General features: G+C 50.2%; 12 protein-coding genes and 1 riboswitch. Of the genes, 6 read left to right on the top strand and 6 right to left on the bottom strand.

Features of this window, described 5'->3' with window-relative positions:
- Positions 1-172: 172 nt before the first annotated feature.
- On the top strand, positions 173-1,297 hold the full coding sequence (locus ACXAGQ_RS23860; RefSeq protein ID WP_475257308.1) for a M14 family metallopeptidase: 1,125 nt from the start codon (positions 173-175) through the stop codon (positions 1,295-1,297).
- A gap of 81 nt (positions 1,298-1,378) precedes the next feature.
- Here ACXAGQ_RS23860 and ACXAGQ_RS23855 read toward each other — a convergent pair whose 3' ends face one another.
- A complete protein-coding gene (locus ACXAGQ_RS23855; RefSeq protein ID WP_475257307.1) occupies positions 1,379-3,292 on the bottom strand; it encodes a BCCT family transporter in 1,914 nt (637 codons plus the stop codon).
- A gap of 186 nt (positions 3,293-3,478) precedes the next feature.
- A riboswitch (Lysine riboswitch) is annotated at positions 3,479-3,649 on the top strand.
- Positions 3,650-3,732: 83 nt separating this feature from the next.
- Between ACXAGQ_RS23855 and ACXAGQ_RS23850 the strand changes: the two genes are divergently transcribed.
- A complete protein-coding gene (locus ACXAGQ_RS23850; RefSeq protein ID WP_475257305.1) occupies positions 3,733-5,319 on the top strand; it encodes a Na+/H+ antiporter NhaC family protein in 1,587 nt (528 codons plus the stop codon).
- A 116-nt stretch (positions 5,320-5,435) separates the two neighbouring features.
- Here the strand turns inward: ACXAGQ_RS23850 and ACXAGQ_RS23845 are convergent, their stop codons facing one another.
- Positions 5,436-6,176, bottom strand: a complete 741-nt coding sequence (locus ACXAGQ_RS23845) for a hypothetical protein (protein WP_475257304.1) — start codon at positions 6,174-6,176, stop codon at positions 5,436-5,438.
- Between the two features lie 282 nt (positions 6,177-6,458).
- Here ACXAGQ_RS23845 and ACXAGQ_RS23840 point away from each other — a divergent pair, with 282 nt between their 5' ends.
- Positions 6,459-7,373 carry a D-alanine--D-alanine ligase family protein gene (locus tag ACXAGQ_RS23840; RefSeq protein ID WP_475257303.1) on the top strand — a complete coding sequence of 305 codons (915 nt, stop codon included), beginning with the start codon at positions 6,459-6,461 and terminating at the stop codon, positions 7,371-7,373.
- Positions 7,374-7,485: 112 nt separating this feature from the next.
- Here ACXAGQ_RS23840 and ACXAGQ_RS23835 read toward each other — a convergent pair whose 3' ends face one another.
- Positions 7,486-8,376: a LysR family transcriptional regulator gene (locus ACXAGQ_RS23835; RefSeq protein WP_475257301.1), complete on the bottom strand. Its 891-nt coding sequence runs from the start codon at positions 8,374-8,376 to the stop codon at positions 7,486-7,488.
- A gap of 132 nt (positions 8,377-8,508) precedes the next feature.
- Between ACXAGQ_RS23835 and ACXAGQ_RS23830 the strand changes: the two genes are divergently transcribed.
- Positions 8,509-9,120 carry a LysE family translocator gene (locus tag ACXAGQ_RS23830; RefSeq protein WP_475257300.1) on the top strand — a complete coding sequence of 204 codons (612 nt, stop codon included), beginning with the start codon at positions 8,509-8,511 and terminating at the stop codon, positions 9,118-9,120.
- 137 nt (positions 9,121-9,257) lie between these two features.
- Here the strand turns inward: ACXAGQ_RS23830 and ACXAGQ_RS23825 are convergent, their stop codons facing one another.
- The 3 genes from ACXAGQ_RS23825 to ACXAGQ_RS23815 form a co-directional block, all read right to left on the bottom strand.
- The gene (locus tag ACXAGQ_RS23825; RefSeq protein ID WP_475244534.1) at positions 9,258-10,688 is read right to left on the bottom strand and encodes a 6-phospho-beta-glucosidase; all 1,431 of its coding nucleotides are present in this window, start codon (positions 10,686-10,688) and stop codon (positions 9,258-9,260) included.
- Between the two features lie 98 nt (positions 10,689-10,786).
- Complete coding sequence (ascF, locus tag ACXAGQ_RS23820) at positions 10,787-12,262, bottom strand: PTS cellobiose/arbutin/salicin transporter subunit IIBC (protein WP_475244533.1); 1,476 nt, start codon at positions 12,260-12,262, stop codon at positions 10,787-10,789.
- 126 nt (positions 12,263-12,388) lie between these two features.
- Positions 12,389-13,006: a bifunctional 4-hydroxy-2-oxoglutarate aldolase/2-dehydro-3-deoxy-phosphogluconate aldolase gene (locus tag ACXAGQ_RS23815; protein ID WP_475257299.1), complete on the bottom strand. Its 618-nt coding sequence runs from the start codon at positions 13,004-13,006 to the stop codon at positions 12,389-12,391.
- Between the two features lie 213 nt (positions 13,007-13,219).
- On the opposite strand from ACXAGQ_RS23815, the gene ACXAGQ_RS23810 reads away from it, so the two are divergent.
- Complete coding sequence (locus tag ACXAGQ_RS23810; protein WP_475257298.1) at positions 13,220-13,795, top strand: gluconokinase; 576 nt, start codon at positions 13,220-13,222, stop codon at positions 13,793-13,795.
- Positions 13,792-15,588, top strand: coding sequence for a phosphogluconate dehydratase (gene edd / locus ACXAGQ_RS23805; RefSeq protein ID WP_475257297.1), 1,797 nt, complete (start codon positions 13,792-13,794; stop codon positions 15,586-15,588). Before ACXAGQ_RS23810 ends, edd begins: the two co-directional genes overlap by 4 nt.
- Positions 15,589-15,698 lie beyond the last annotated feature (110 nt).

Below are 15,698 nucleotides of genomic sequence, written 5' to 3'. Positions count from 1 at the left end.
TTATCTTCCTGTTTGCCATTTTTCCGAAAGTTTACCGCAGTGAACCGATGCCCCGAAGCTATACCTGCGCGCGCTAGCTAGAATATCAACGCCCTGTAACAGATAAATGCTTCAAAACAGCTATATTTACAGCTAACCTCTTTTTACCTCAACAAACATAAGATTGATAACAATGAAAATTTTCAGCAATTTCGAAAGTGGTAACATCCATATCGTCAGTGCCGATTCGCCAGACAACATCCAGCTGACCATCCCTGCCGATAACCAGTCAGATATATCGCAATGGTTCCATTTCCGCCTCGAAAGCGAGCCCCAGCAACAGCACCAGTTCTCAATCTTAAACCTGGCCAAATCAGCCTACCCTGAAGGCTGGCAGGACTACGATGTGGTTGCATCGTACGACAGAGAGGAGTGGTTCCGCATTCCAGCCGAATTTGACGGCGACACCCTGAGCTTTAAAGTCGTCCCGGAATACGGTTCAATGTATTTCGCTTATTTTGCCCCGTTCAGCTATGACCGCCACCAGGATCTATTGCACCAAGCGCAAACCCAATTCAACTGTAAACTGGAAACCCTTGGCGCAACCCTTGATGGCAACGACATGAGCTTGCTGACGATTGGCGAACCGTCAGACGATAAGAAAAACATTTGGATCATTGGCCGCCAGCACCCGGGTGAAACCATGGCCGAGTGGTTTATCGAAGGCCTATTACAGCGCCTGCTTGATGATACCGACACGGTTGCCAAAGCCCTGCTAGACAAAGCGGTATTCCACATCGTGCCAAACATGAACCCAGACGGCAGTATCCGCGGACACCTGCGCACCAATGCCATTGGGGTCAACCTCAACCGTGAGTGGCAAACCCCATCAATGGAGAAAAGCCCGGAAGTCTTCCTGGTTCGCGAACGCATGCTCTCTACAGGCGTCGATATGTTCCTTGATATCCATGGTGACGAGGCGATCCCATATAACTTCGTCGCAGGCAGCGAGGGTATCCCATCGTACAATGAACGCCACGCCGCTTTGGAAAACGCTTTCAAAGCAGCCCTGCTCACTATCACCCCAGAGTTCCAAGTTGCCCATGGCTACGACAAAGACGAGCCGGGCAAAGCCAACCTGACTATTGGCTCCAACTGGGTTGCCGAGCAGTTCAAATGCCTGTCTTACACTATCGAGATGCCATTTAAAGATCACATCAGCCACCCTGATGAGTTCTACGGTTGGTCACCGGAGCGTAGCGTCGCCTTTGGCCAAGATGTGTTAGCTGCCGTGTGGGCTGTGGTCGATCAGATCTAACGCCTTCTTTAAACACAAAAGCTATAGATACAAAAATGCCGAGTCAAATGAGTCGGCATTTTATTAGATCTTGGCAATTACTTATGCTTCCTGCTCGGCCATTACTTCCAGCCGGGTTCGCATTAGCTCGTTGAACACCTTGCGGGCTTCCTGCGCTTCTTCCGAGGCTGCCAGCTTGTTTTCTTTCGCAGTCATGGCCTCATCCATCAGTTGCTGAAGCTGATCCAAACGCTCTTGGGGTGCATCGCTGAAATCCATTCCAGATTCCCCGTTGGCCACCGCTTCGGCGCGGATCTTCTTCTTCAACTTCCACACTTTGTATAGCGCTTCGCGCTCAGCTTCTGCCGCCGCCATGGCGATTTCTTTGAGCTCCTCGAATTTGGTCAGTGCCATACCTTCTTTTGACCAAGGGTCGACATCTGGCAGCTCCTCAATGTTAATCACCGGATCTTCATAGCCTTCCTGATGGGCCAAATCGAGCGTTGCTGCCTTCACCGCCGACATCATCAGCATTACTGCAATAACAAGCAGTGGCAAGCCACCGACGATAGCCGCCGTTTGCAAGGTCGATAGGCCGCCCATAAACAGCAGTACCGATGGCATGAATGACAACGCAAAGGCCCAGAACAGGCGGTTCCAGCGCATCGGGTCTTCGGTCACGTTGTTCTGTACAACCGATGCCAAGATATAGGAAATAGAGTCAAACGTCGTGGCAGTGAAAATCAAACACAGCAGGGTAAATGCTGCGATCACCAAGGTACTAAACGGCAACTGCTCAAGGATAGAGAAGATTGCCTTGGTAGGACCTTCTGTATTCAGAATACCCACCACGTCCAGCGCGCCGGAAAGCTGCAGCGACAGACCATAGTTACCCAAGATCATGAAGAACAGGAAACACCCCATCGAACCGAAGAAAATCGACCCGGTGACCATTTGCTTGATGGTTCGGCCACGGGAGATCCTCGCCACAAACAAGCCCATGCTCGGGGCAAACACCAGCCACCACGCCCAGTAGAAAATCGTCCAGTCCTGCGGGAAGTGGGTATTTTCAAATGTGCCATAGCCGCCGAATGGCTCAGCCCATGTCGCCATCACAAAGAAATTCGACAACATGCGGCCCAGTGAATCCAAGCCGGTTTCCAGCATGAATATCGTCGGGCCGGTCACCAAAATAAAAGCTAGCAGCCCCAAAGCGCCCCAGAAATTGATATTACTGAGAAACTTGATGCCCTTCTCCATGCCGGCATACGCCGAGTAGGCAAAGATGGCGGTACACAGCATCAATACGATGATTTGGGTGACGGTATCTTTCGGTACACCAAACAAATAATTGGCACCCTCGGTGATCAACGGTGCAGCCAAGCCCAGCGTTGTGGCACCACCACCGAGTAAACCGAAGATAAACAGCACATCGATAACCTTGCCAAGCCAACCATAGCTGCGCGCTTCGCCAATCACCGGCATCAACGCCGCCGATACCTTAAGCACAGGCTGCTTTCGCACATAAAAGAAATACGCAATTGGCAGGGCCGGTACTAAGTAGATAGACCAAGCTATTGGTCCCCAGTGGAACAAGCCGTAAGTTGCCGCCCAGCGGACCGCTTCTTCACTGCCAGGCTCTAACTGGAACGGCGGCGCCTGGTAGTAATACGCCCACTCGATGGTTCCCCAGTAAAGAATACTGGCACCGATACCACCACAGAACAGCATGGCCGCCCACGACGCCGTCGTAAACTCGGGCTGCTCATCAGGATCACCCAGTTTGATTTGGCCGATATCGGAAAAAACGATGTAGATCATAAAGAAGAATGCACCGACACCGAGCGCCAAATAGAGGAAACCGAGTTTATCGGTCATAAACGTTTTGGCGATAGCAATCCATTCTGCCCCTTGCACCGGGAACAGCAGCAAGGGCACCACAACCGAGATCAACATCCCCAGCGCCCCGAAGAACGTCGGTTTATCGATCAATTCAAAGTGTTTGCGAGAAAACACGTTAGCTCCTTAAAGTTAAAACCCTGCAATGGGTAAAATGGATAATCCGAGGAAAGGGCCAACGCTTCAAACCAAGATTCTAATCATGGCGATGAAAAAAGCTGATTATTAGCTGACATAAATATTCAGCCGTATATAATGTTAGACTTATGGCCGCAATCCAGTAGGATTGACGGTGATAAACCCTAAATCAGTAGAGGCGCGCTGCCTATAAGTAAACGTGTGGAGGGTGATACCTGTGAAGCCGGAGAAAGGAGTCAGCGCCGAAGTGACTGCAGCCATCAACTCAGTCGCTGGGTCTGTGTCGAATAGGCACAGAACTGCCATAGTATTTACCTATGGAGCGCTACCTGAGGGGGTAACAAGTCTTCTTTTTCTGCGTCTTAGTTACACTTCCTTTCGGTAGATCTCCACCTGAAACACATAGGTGTGATGAGATCATGAACCTTGTCGATTTTTCGGACTCGCTAATGTCCGTTATCCCTGCCATGCTGGCTGTTATCCTTGCGGTCACCACCAGGCGGGTTTTGCTTTCCCTCGGAACGGGTATCTTTGCCGGTGCAATGATGCTGAACCAATATTCTCCGCTTGAATCCCTGCAATACCTGGCCGGCAAAGTGCTGGCTATTGTATGGGTCGACGGCGCGATGAACAGCGATAACGTCAATATGATCATCTTCATGTTGCTGCTTGGCGCGCTGATCAGCCTGATGAGTGTTTCCGGTGCTACCCAAGCGTTCGCCGACTGGGCAGCGGTACGCTGTAAAGACCGCCGCAGTGCCAAGTCACTGACGGGTTTGATGGTATTCATCTTCTTTATCGACGACTTCTTCCACAGCCTATCGGTGGGTGCTATCTGCCGCCCAGTGACTGACCGATTCAATATCTCTCGTGCCAAACTCGCTTACCTGCTGGACTCCACAGCAGCACCAGTTTGTGTATTGATGCCTATCTCTTCATGGGGTGCCTACATCATTGCGCTGGTTGGTGGCATCATGGTGGCACACGGCGTGACCGACCAGAGCCCTATCTCAGCGTTTGTCGAAATGATGCCGATGAACCTTTACGCGGTTTTCACCCTGGTGATGGTGCTGTGTGTAATTGCATTCCAGCTTGATATCGGCCCAATGCGCAAGCATGAGAAGTGGGCGCTTGAAGGCAAGCTGTGGGATGAATCAAAAGGCAAGCCAGCAGGCCTGGATGTAGAAGCGCCAGAGTCAGCCAAAGGCGGCATGATTGATATGGTACTGCCTATCCTGACCCTGACTATGGCAACCGTATTTTTCATGGTGCAGTCAGGTGCGGATGTACTGGCTGCCAACGGAGAAGCCTTCAGTGTGATCGGCTCTTTTGAGAACACCGATGTAGGCTCATCGCTAGTATACGGTGCGATCTGCAGCTTGGTAGCCTCTATCGGCCTTGCCCTTCGCTTGAAGCTAGATGCAGGCAGCTGGATGAAAGCCGCCCCACAAGGCATTTCAGCGATGATGCCCGCTATCATTATCCTATTCTTTGCCTGGACGATTGGCGCCGTTGTGCGTGACATGCAAACCGGTATTTACCTGGCTTCAATGTCCAACGGCAACCTGCCGGTTGAGCTGCTTCCTGCGGTTGTCTTCCTGCTGTCTTGTGCCATGGCATTTGCTACCGGTACCAGCTGGGGTACGTTTGGCATCATGTTACCGCTAGCGGGTGATATTGCCGCGGCCAGTGACATCGCACTGCTGCTTCCAATGCTGTCTGCGGTACTGGCCGGTGCGGTATTTGGTGATCACAGCTCGCCAATTTCAAGCACCAGTATCTTGTCGGCGACAGGGGCGGGTTGCCACCACATGGATCACGTCATGACCCAGCTTCCTTACGCATGCTCTGTGGCCTTCGGTGCGCTGCTGGGTTATCTCGCTATCGGCTACACCCACTCAGCTTGGGCAGGTGTTGCTGTGAGCGGCCTATGGTTCATGGCGTTCTGTGCCTTTGCTGTACGCAAGAGCAAGCCTGTTGTCGCAGCCGAGCCTGTGACGAGCTAAGTTGTCTGACAGGCTTTAAATACAAAGGCCTCACATACAAAAGCTGCAAATAAAAAGAGCAAGGCCACGGCCTTGCTCTTTTTATATAACTAAGTTGCTTCATGATGTATGTTCAGCTACTGGCTATGCTTTATCTGCAACTCTGAAAAATATGCATCATTGCCTGGCTCAGTAATAAACCCAATGACCCCTTTGTGCTCAGAGCCGTGGAACAAGCGGTCAACCACCAAGATTTTTTCGCCATCAACATAGAAAATCGCTTGGTTATTATTGATTTCGGCTTTCAGGTGGAACCATTGCCCGGGACGGATATTAGCTGCGCTTTCATATTTGCCCGGATCCGACTCCCTCAATTGTTCAGCGGTGTTATCCGGATAGGAGAAATACTGAACCGTCATTTCACGCTGCGCTTCATCTTCTGACAGGGCATTGGAAGGGCGGAAATAAACACCTTCATATTTGGACAAATCTTCACTGACCCTAAAGACGATACCCACAAAGCCATTTGCCGTTGATGTTGCTGCTGCATTCTGCTGCGGCTCACCAGCCATATTTATTTCAATGGTGCCATCACGAAACGGGATAGTCTCCAACGCTAAATATGTACAGTGATCACATCCTCCTTGCTCAGCAGACTTATGCTCGGGTAACACCGCAACATGTATCCCTTTCTGTCCGTGGTAATCAACCACTTCAGCCTTCACACCTTGTGCCGTCGTCTTATCCAAGTTATCTAGAGGATAGCTTTCAAACTCCAGTGCAGCTGCGACCGTCGCAAACAGCCCAATGTACAAGGAAATCAATAAGGAGGTTAACCACATACCCAATGACTTATTTTGCTGTTGTTGTCTGTTCATAGCCCAATACCTAGCAGGATATTTATTTCAAGTTAGCTGAAAAGAAATTCATTCCTTGCTCAAAAATAAGACAACATTCTCTGTGATGAAAATAAAGTTATGCACAATGTCATACTTTTTAGGCATTTAAATCCAATATGAAGCACAAAGCATTACAATAAGCTACTAAACACTATACAAGCAGTTTTATACCCTTATTTTTCGATTGTTCGCTATAAAACAATCGGTTTGAATTTCCATTGATGATTTTTTCACACAGCAAAGCTTAATCGGAACACAACCATGAGAATTGGAATTTTATACGGCGGTGAGTCTAGCGAGCGCGAAGTCTCATTAAAGTCGGGCAATTGTATTGCCGAGGCCGTTGAGTCATTGGGTTATGAAGCGATCAAGATTGATCCCCGGCACATTGATATCACCTTGCAGGGCTTCTTCAACCTAGACAAAGTTTTCATTGCCCTTCATGGCGGTATGGGTGAAAGCGGGCACCTGCAAGCCCTGCTCGATTTACTCAAGATCCCCTATACTGGCAGCGGCCTCTTGGCCTCGTCCATTTCCCTCAACAAACTCAAGACCAAAGAGATATGGCGCTCGAATGGATTACAGACCGCTGATTGGATCAAGGTCAACAAACATACGCCAGCAGACACCATCAAAACCACCTTGGCAAACCTGACCTACCCCGTAGTGGTCAAACCCTTAAACCAAGGCTGCAGCATCGGTGTATCAAAAGCCTCCTCGCCGGAAGAGCTTTATACGGCTTTGGTTGATGCGTTTGAGTATGATGATGACATCCTGGTCGAACAATTCATCACAGGTCGCGAATACACCTGTGCCATCCTTGATGGCAAACCTCTACCTGTGGTGCAGATCAAATCAGACAGCTTCTTTGACTGGGATGCCAAATTCGGCGAGCAAACGGCGACTTATCACTGCCCGTCTGACTTAACGGCAGTACAAGAAAAAGCCATGCAGCAAGCTGCCCTAACCGCCTACAAAACCTTGGGCTGTCGTGGCTGGGGACGAGTAGATACTTTCCTTGATGAAAATGGACAAATCTGGCTTATCGAGATGAACACAGTACCGGGAATGACAACCCGAAGTGTTTTCCCAATGGCAGCCAAAGAGGCTGGGCTTAGCTATAAAGACACTATCGCCGCATTGCTTGAAAGCGCTACGTTTGATGAAGTGGTATAACATCGCTCGCTGTTGTTAGCTAGCTTTAGTAAACAACAACTTGCATGAAAGTTATTCCTCACTGATCCATGCCGGTTCTCCCTCCGGCATGGAGCCATTCACCCAGATGAGCTCAACCCCAGCCTTTCATTTCTTCCTCAATTGGCACGCACTCAGCCAAACACCCCTGAAGCCATTGAGTAAAACGATACTCCAAATCACTGGGCGTCTGCTTTTGCGACAACAGAATGTATTTATGACCTGACGGGATGAACCCAAATGGCGCAACCAGGTTTCCCCGCTTGAGATCATCCACTACCAAGGGATAAGAACCCAACGCAGCCCCCAACCCATCGACCGCCGCCTGGAAGCAAAAGTAGAAATGGGCAAATGTTTGGTGACTATTACCAGCTATTCCATGCTGCCCCGAGACGTTTATCCAGTCATCCCAGGCTGATTGCCTTGTCTGACTATGCAGCCGTTTAACACAGGTCAAATCATGGCGAACCTGTTGCCAGTAATCCGGCGAAAATACTGGGCCTACCCACTCCTCGACCAAAGGCACCTTGTTGTAGTCATGCTCTATCTTGAAATCGTCGCGACGAATAGCCAGCGATAACCCAGTTGTTCCGAGCGTAACGGGGCCACCGGCTGTCGAGAGACGAATATCCGCGCCCTCTACCTCATTGTGAAAATCAGCCAAGCGTGGCATTAACCAGCGCATGGTCAATGTCGGCTCGCACGATATTTCCAAGCACTGTTGCTCGCTTTTCATCAATTGCCCCACACCATCTTCAAGTGCAGAAAACGCGGTTTGGGTATATTGCTTAAGCAGCTCCCCTTCTTGGGTCAGATAAAGATGACGCCCCTGCTTATAGAACAAAGCATGGCCAAGGTAGCCTTCCAGCACCTTGATCTGCTTACTGACCGCCCCATGGGTAATATTGAGCAGGTTCGCCGCTTCACTCAAGCTAGGCGAAGACGCTGCAACGTGGAAGATGTGAAAGGCTTTGAGATGACGCATATGTGACTTTTTCTCACAATTCAAAGGAGAGTATTTCGATTATAGCGAGCATAAAACTACTCTACAATCGGGACTATTCAATTCACAGCCTTAGTCATAGACATAGGTTTTAAGAAAGGTTTAGGAGTCGGTTTGGAATTAATCAGCTTAGCGTTATTGGGTATTTTAATTGTGATAAGTCCTGGTGCAGACTTTGTTTTGGTACTAAAAAACAGTATCGGGAAGGGGCGTCAAGCAGGGTTGTGGACTGCAGCCGGGATCAGCGCCGCCATTTTTGTCCACATCAGCTACTCTATGCTGGGGATGAGTTACCTAATCTCACAGAATGAAGTGCTGTTCAATGCCATCCGCTATGCTGGCTCGGGGTACTTAATCTACCTCGGCATCAAAGGGCTCATGACAGCCAATGAAGGCTTGGAAAAGATTGAAACAGATACCGTCGAGAAACGCGCAAGCCGCTACTTCCTGCAGGGCTTTCTATGCAATGTGCTTAACCCAAAAACAATGCTGTTCTTCCTGAGTATTTTCAGCCAGCTTGTTGCTTCAGACAACGCACAGAACTCACAGGCATTCTTTTACGGTGGTTACATGGTTGCGCTGCACGGTATCTGGTTCTGCCTGGTTGCAATCATTTTCACGTCAGCCTCACTGCAATCAACAATGCAGCGTCTGAAGAAGCGCCTCAACCAAGCGTGCGGGGCAGGTTTGATAGCCTTCGGCAGCATACTGGCTTTCCAGTCATAGCCCTTCCCATAGATAAATTAATAGGTGATAACCACAAAAAAGCCGGTAAGCCTCAAAGGGCCTTACCGGCAAACTGTCAGAGTTCCCCTCAGACAACAGAACACATCTAACCTAAACGGCATTAAATCCGTTAAGTTTTAAGCTAGATCTTCGCCATTGCTCGCAATGACTTTTTTATACCAGTAGAAGGATTTCTTGGGGGTACGATCCAAACTACCGTTGCCTTCGTTATCGCGGTCGACATAGATAAAGCCATAACGCTTGCTCATTTCACCCGTCGATGCCGCAACCAAATCAATACAGCCCCACGGCGTGTAACCCATCAGTGGCACACCGTCGGCAATCGCATCCTTCATTGCTTCAACGTGAGAGCGCAGGTAGTCGATACGGTAGTCATCGTTGATCTCACCGTTCTCATCGAGAGTGTCTTTGGCACCCAGGCCATTTTCAACCAGGAACAATGGCTTTTGGTAACGGTCGTACAGCGAGTTCATGGTGATACGCAGGCCAAGCGGGTCAATGACCCATCCCCAGTCACTGGCTTCCAAATGCGGGTTTTTGATCGACTTAACGACGTTCGCCGCACTGGTATTGCCATCGTTCATATCAGCAGATGCACAGCGAGAGGCGTAGTAGCTAAATGAGATGAAGTCGACGGTATTTTTCAAAATCTCGAAGTCTTCTTCGTGGATTTCCAGCTTCACACCTTTCTCATCAAACACCTTCTGGGCGTAAGACGGGTAGTAGCCGCGTGACTGGACATCAATGAAGAACAAGTTTTCGCGATCTTTCTGCATCGCCGTGAACACATCTTCCGGCTTGCATGAATACGGGTAGAACTGGCCACCAGCCAACATACAACCCACTTGGTTTTCCGGGTTGATCTCATGGGCGATTTTAGTCACCAACGCACTGGCTACCAACTCATGGTGCGCCGCTTGGTATTTAACCTGATCGTGGTTCTCGCCTTCCTGGAAAGCAATACCGGCACCAGAGAACGGGCTTGCCAGCAAAATGTTGATTTCATTGAATGTCAGCCAGTATTTCACTAGGCCGTCAAACGCCTCGAAACAGGTACGGGCATAACGCTCAAAAAACGTGATCATCTTGCGGTTACGCCAAGAGCCATACTCGTTGACAAGGTGCATAGGTACATCGAAGTGGCAAAGGGTCACCAATGGCTCGATGCCGTATTTCTTGCACTCTTCGAATACCGAGCGGTAGAAATCGATACCCGCTTGGTTCGGGGTTTCTTCATCACCATTAGGGAAGATACGCGCCCAGGCAATCGACATACGAAATACCTTAAAGCCCATCTCGGCCAGCATCGCAATGTCTTCTTTGTAACGGTGGTAGAAATCGATGGCCTGATGGCTTGGGTAGAATTCGTCCGCGTCCAATTCCACTTTATCAACCTGACCCAGTTTAACTGGCATCCGGTTTTCACCGTAAGGGATCATATCTACTGTGGTAAGCCCCTTGCCGCCTTCGCGGTAAGCACCTTCAGATTGGTTTGCCGCAATCGCGCCACCCCATAGAAACCCTTCCGGGAATTTAATATCAGACATGGTTTGCCTCTTGTGTTTTCGCTAATTACCGCACGTTACCGCGAATTGTTGCTAAGCCACCCCATTTAGAGGTGGCTCATTTTACTCGTTATGAAAGACTAGGCCGTTGCAGGTTTTGCCGGCACTGGTGTTTCAACTTCTTCAGCGCTTTCTTTTGCTGCCGTTGGGTTTGATTCATCCTCATCGTTAGGGATATCTTCAAAGCCTAGGACAAGCGTCAGTACGAAAGACAGAACCACTGACAGTGCCATCAGACCCAGTACCCAAACCAGGCTCATCGGGTCGTTAACGTCGATGAACTGGACACTGGTGAACAGGCTAGGCGCTGCCATTGAGTGACTTGCAATTCCCGCCATACCCGCAAGGCCACCCACGATGAAGCCAGTGATAAGCGTCGCGATTAGAGGGCGCTTCAGGCGAACCAATACACCGTATAGTGCAGGCTCAGAGATACCGGCCATCAGTGCAGAGGCACCTGCCGCCATAGACGTTTGTTTAAGCGCGATGTTCTTGGTCTTCCATGCTACTGCCAGACACGCACCACCCATACCGATGTTTGCGCCGATTTCCGATGGCATTACCATGCCTTCAGTACCCGTTTCAGCAATGGTTTGGATGATAGTTGGCGTAAATACGCGGTGCATACCGGTAAGTACCAATAGCGGCCATAGGGCACCCATGATAGCAACAGCCAGTGGACCCAATGCGCCGTGGATTGTGTATACCAGCGTCGAGATTGCAGTACCGATCCAGATACCCATAGGACCAACAAGCAAGATACCGATTGGCGCAGCAATCAATACGATCAGCATAGGTTTTAGGAAGTTCTTCGTCACAGCAGGTGTGATGCTATCTACCCAACGCTCGATGTACGACTGAATCCAAGTCATGATCAGGACAGGAATAACCGTATAGGTATAGCGAACTGATGTTACTGGGATACCGAACAGCTCTACCGCACGGCCATCTGCTGCCTGGGCCATTAGGTCAATAAAGTTCGGGTGAACCAACACACCGGCAATACCGATGGCCAGCGACATATTGGTTTTGAATTTAATGGCTGCAGATGCCGCTACCATGATAGGCAGGAAGAAGAAGGCACCGTCACCAATAGTGTTGAGCAAAATGATAGTCGAGTGATCGGCTTCGTAGATGTTGAACATCAGCAGCAGCATGGCAGCCAGCTTAACCATCGAGCCACCGATAATCGCAGGGATCAGTGGCGACATGGTACCAACAAGCGCGTCGAGCATTTTAGCGCCAATCACTTTCGGCGTTAGCTTAACCTTAGGCGCCGGTGTATCTTCAGCAGGCGCGCCATCAAAGTTACACAGCTTCATCACTTCTTTGTAGGCAGCAGCCACATTGTTACCAATGATCACCTGACATTGGTCACCATTGTGTACGACACCCATTACACCCTTCACGCCTTTAATGGCTGCGGCATCAATTTTCGCTTCGTCTTTCAATACGAAACGTAGACGGGTCATACAATGGGTAAGGGCGACAACGTTATTGGCCCCCCCCAATTTTTCAACGACCGAGCGGGCTACCGCGCTGAATTCTTTCGACATCTTCTCAACTCCTGCGTGTACGGAGAATAGTTGGCTAGCGTAATTTGCGGCCTATTCCCCAATAAAATGCGTTAAATGTCACCCGATAAAATGTAAATTCTGGTGACCATCAATTTGTTATTTTGCTTACTGGTTGATTTCACTCACCAGTTGACCAATGGCTTGCCAATCGCCTTGGTCGATTAAGTTGTTCGGAACCATCCAAGTGCCGCCACAAGCAATCACTTTATCCAGCGCCAAGTAGTCCGCCACGTTGGCAGGGCTAATACCGCCTGTCGGCATAAACTCAACCGGATAAACCGCCGATAGCGCTTTTAGCATGCCAATGCCACCTGAAGGCTCCGCCGGGAAGAACTTCAATGTTTTCAGGCCAAGCGACATCGCCTGTTCCACCAGACTCGGATTATTGACACCCGGGATAACGGCCACATTCTTCTGCTGGCAGTACGCCACCGTGGCCGGGTTCAGGCCAGGGCTCACAATAAAATCAGCACCCGCTTCAACCGCCTGATCAACCTGCTGGGTTGTCAACACTGTGCCAGCGCCGATTAGCATGTCCGGGTAGGCTTCGCGCATCAGGCGAATCGACTCAGCTGCCGCTTCGGTGCGAAACGTAATTTCGGCACACGGCAAACCGTTCTCTACCAAGACTTTAGCCAGTGGTTTTGCCTTGCCAGCCTCTTTGATAGCAATGACTGGCACGACCTTCATCGCACTTAGTTTGCTTTCAATTGTCTGTTCCATTTCTCTCCCCTCTCCATGGCACAGCCGTTCTCTATAACCGGAACAACTTTGTTGCTGTGCTTTACATGGTGTTTTGATGAATTCTTGATTCAGTGGTTCACAACCATTCAAGTTACGGGTAACATGTTACCAATAACATTCGTAAAATAAACCCGATTTTGAAGATCATCTGAAAAATGAGATCCAGATCAGAAAAAGATTCAAGGAGCTTATATGGTGGGGAAAAGCATCATAGTGATGGGAGTGTCTGCATCAGGGAAAAGTACTATTGGTTATGAACTTGCCCAGCGGATTGGCGGTAAGTTTATCGATGGCGATGACCTGCACCCGAAAGCCAACATCCTGAAAATGGCCCATGGGGAGCCACTGAACGACCAAGACCGTAAACCTTGGCTAGAGCGGATCCGTGATGCCGCATTCAGCATTGAAAGCAAGAACGAAACCGGTGTCATTGTGTGCTCAGCACTGAAAAAATGTTACCGGGAACAAATTCGTGAAGGAAATCACAATTTAGCCTTTTTGTACCTGGCTGGATCTCAAGAGGTGATCAGAGAGCGTATTCGCCTTCGCCAGGGGCATTTCATGAAAGAGAACATGATTGCCAGCCAGTTTGCCGTTCTTGAAACGCCAGTCGATGAGGCCGATGTCATCACCGTAGACATTGACCAGAGTATCGAAGCGATTTTGGACAAGGCTGTTATTGCACTGACCGAACAAACTGATGCAAAGCAATCTGAAACAGAACAAGTGATGCCAATGCCAGCTACCGCCCAGGAGATCACCGCATGATCCACCCAACGATTACCTTGATCACCGAGCGTATCAAAGCCCGCAGCCAAGTTATCCGTGCGAACTTTGAAGACAAAACAGCTTACCAGGCAGAGCAAGGCAAAGGCCGGGCAAGCCTGTCCTGTGGCAACCTTGCCCACGCGGTAGCAGCTTCCTGCCAGCAGGAAAAGCAGCAGATCCTCGATTTCACCCGTGCCAACCTTGCCATTGTCTCGTCTTACAATGACATGCTGAGCGCCCACCAGCTTTACAAAAACTACCCAGATCAAATCAAGTCAGCGCTGCAATCGCTCGGCCATACCGCCCAAATTGCTGGCTGCGTACCTGCAATGTGCGACGGGGTTACCCAAGGCCAGCCGGGTATGGATATGTCACTGTTCTCCCGCGATTTAATCGCCCAGTCCACCGCTTTCTCGCTAAGCCACAATGTATTCGATGCCACATTGCTGCTGGGCATTTGCGATAAAATTGCCCCGGGGCAATTAATGGGTGCGCTGAGCTACGCCCACCTGCCAACCGCCTTCATTCCGGCAGGCCCGATGCCAACAGGCATAACCAACGATAAGAAAGTGGCTGTGCGCCAACAGTATGTCGCCGGTGAAGTGGGCAAAGATGCCCTACTAGAGATGGAGTGCCAAGCCTACCACTCCGGAGGCACCTGCACGTTCTACGGTACAGCCAACACCAACCAGCTGGTCTTCGAAGCCATGGGCTTGATGCTGCCGGGCTCGGCCTTTGTCGCACCAAATACGGAATTACGCTCAGCCCTAACCGAGCACGCCAGCCTTGCACTGGCATCCATGACGGCAGACTCCGCTAGCTACCGCCCTCTTATTGACGTATTTACCGCTGAAAACTTGGTCAATGGCGTGGTCGCCTTGCTCGCCTCAGGCGGCAGTACCAACCACACGATCCATATGCTGGCTATCGCCCGTGCAGGCGGTCTCGTCCTCACCTGGGATGATATCAGCGAGCTATCTGACATCGTGCCGCTACTGGCCAAGATGTACCCGAATGGCCCTGCGGATATCAACGCCTTCGAACAAGCCGGCGGTGTACCTGCACTGATGAAAACACTGCATGAACGCGGCCTGCTGAACTCAGATGTGAAAACGGTGTTTGGCGAGTTCGCCGATCAGCTTACCCAGCCAGCTATCACTGATAGCAAGCTGGTATGGCAACCTGTTGGCGAGAGTAGCAACGCAGAAGTGATCGCGACCAACGGCCAGGTATTCAACCAAACTGGTGGAACCAAAGTACTCAAAGGCAACCTTGGCCAAGCTGTTATCAAGGTTTCTGCGGTCAAGCAAGAACACCAGTTCATTGAAGCGCCAGCCAAAGTCTTCCGCTGTCAGCATGACGTAGAAGCGGCCTACCAAGCCGGAGAGTTCACTGGGGACTGTGTGATTGTCGTCAGCCACAATGGCCCTGCAGCCAATGGTATGCCGGAGCTACACAAGCTGATGCCAATCCTTGGCAATATCCAAAAAGCCGGCCACCAGGTCGCTTTGGTTACCGACGGCCGCTTGTCTGGCGCATCAGGCAAGATCCCAGCAGCTATCCATGTGTCACCGGAAGCGCTACGTGGCGGTACCATCGGCATGATCAAAGATGGCGATATTGTGAAGCTTGACTGTAGCACCGGGCTATTGGAAGTGGCGGTTGATTTTGACCAACGCCAGCCGATTCAACTCGATACCGAAGCCAGCCAAATTACTTGGGGAAGGGATATCTTCAAGGTAATGCGTGAAAATGTTGGCGGTGCCGATGAAGGCGCGAGCTTCTTGTTCTAAGCCAGAAACATCGAAAAAATGGGAGCCATTAGGCTGTCTCTTATACACAAGTCCCCCGCCTCATGGCGGGGGCTTTTTTTGAACTCTTTTTCTTTATTGCGATCCGATCT

It is taken from the genome of Photobacterium sp. ABD4_091 (assembly GCF_056160145.1).
Note: the sequence above shows the minus strand (reverse complement) of the source record. Positions and strands in the feature narration are given on the sequence as shown.

Bases quoted from the DNA above. Each gene is read 5' to 3' on its own strand.
- ACXAGQ_RS23860 (WP_475257308.1), top strand. From the start codon at position 173: ATGAAAATTTTCAGCAATTTCGAAAGTGGTAACATCCATATCGTCAGT.
- ACXAGQ_RS23850 (WP_475257305.1), top strand. From the start codon at position 3,733: ATGAACCTTGTCGATTTTTCGGACTCGCTAATGTCCGTTATCCCTGCC.
- ACXAGQ_RS23845 (WP_475257304.1), bottom strand. From the start codon at position 6,176: ATGAACAGACAACAACAGCAAAATAAGTCATTGGGTATGTGGTTAACC.
- ACXAGQ_RS23840 (WP_475257303.1), top strand. From the start codon at position 6,459: ATGAGAATTGGAATTTTATACGGCGGTGAGTCTAGCGAGCGCGAAGTC.
- ACXAGQ_RS23835 (WP_475257301.1), bottom strand. From the start codon at position 8,376: ATGCGTCATCTCAAAGCCTTTCACATCTTCCACGTTGCAGCGTCTTCG.
- ACXAGQ_RS23825 (WP_475244534.1), bottom strand. From the start codon at position 10,688: ATGTCTGATATTAAATTCCCGGAAGGGTTTCTATGGGGTGGCGCGATT.
- ascF (WP_475244533.1), bottom strand. From the start codon at position 12,262: ATGTCGAAAGAATTCAGCGCGGTAGCCCGCTCGGTCGTTGAAAAATTG.
- ACXAGQ_RS23815 (WP_475257299.1), bottom strand. From the start codon at position 13,006: ATGGAACAGACAATTGAAAGCAAACTAAGTGCGATGAAGGTCGTGCCA.
- ACXAGQ_RS23810 (WP_475257298.1), top strand. From the start codon at position 13,220: ATGGTGGGGAAAAGCATCATAGTGATGGGAGTGTCTGCATCAGGGAAA.
- edd (WP_475257297.1), top strand. From the start codon at position 13,792: ATGATCCACCCAACGATTACCTTGATCACCGAGCGTATCAAAGCCCGC.